This is a genomic window from Nonomuraea aurantiaca, assembly GCF_020215705.1.
Taxonomy (GTDB): Bacteria; Actinomycetota; Actinomycetes; order Streptosporangiales; family Streptosporangiaceae; genus Nonomuraea; species Nonomuraea aurantiaca.
This window is the reverse complement of the sequence record NZ_JAIWNB010000125.1, coordinates 1-884: the sequence shown is the minus strand read 5'-3', so window position 1 is coordinate 884 and position 884 is coordinate 1. Positions and strand designations below refer to the sequence as shown.

At 67.6% G+C, this 884-nt stretch carries 1 protein-coding gene; it reads left to right on the top strand.

All coding sequences use genetic code 11. The features are described from left to right. Positions 1-884, top strand: an 884-nt coding sequence (locus LDL49_RS56465) for an ISAzo13 family transposase (protein WP_225303202.1), incomplete at both ends; no start/stop codon positions are given.

Here is an 884-nt window from a genome sequence, read left to right as displayed (position 1 = left end):
CGCTTGTATCTGGCTGCTGAGGCCGATGCGCTCGGGCATGGCGGGATCGTGGTGGTGGCCAGGCTGGCAGAGGTGTCGGAGTCGACCATCGCGCGGGGACGTCTCGAGCTCGCTGGTGGTGCACCGGTTTTGGGCCGGGTGCGCCGGCCCGGTGGCGGACGAAAGCCGGCTGCTGAGCGTGACCCGGGCCTGGTGCCGTCGCTTGAGGCGTTGATCGAGCCGCGGGAGATCGGTGATCCGGTTTCTCCGCTGCGCTGGACCACGGCCTCGTTGCGGGACCTGGCCCGGGAGTTAACCGCGGCAGGGCATCCGATCAGTGCTCCGGCGGTGGGTGATCTGCTGCGCGCGAGGGGGTTCAGCCTCCAGGGCATGGCCAAGCGGCGCGCCGGCAGCCAGGTCCCTGACCGCGACGCCCAGTTCCAGCACATCAACACCACGGTCGAACAGTTCCTCGCCGACGGTTTGCCGGTGGTGAGCGTGGACGCCAAGAAGAAGGAACCGATCGGTGACTTCGCCCGAGCCGGCCGCACCTACCGGCCCAAGAAGAAGCCGATCACGGCCCCCGATCACGACTTCACCTTCGCTGATACTCCGGTCGCGATCCCGTATGGCATCTATGACCTGGGCCAAGACGTCGGCTGGGTGAACGTGGGCACCGACCGCAACACCGCGGCTTTCGCGGTGGAGTCCATCCGCCGCTGGTGGAATCAGCAAGGCCGAGGCCACTACCCCGACGCGACCCGGCTGCTGATCACCGCCGATTCGGGAGGAGCGAACTCCGCCGACTCCCACCTGTTCAAGAACGATTTGGCCGCCTTCGCCGACGAGAGCGGGCTGGCCGTCACCGTGCTGCACTTTCCGCCGGGGACACAATGCCGTTGCTT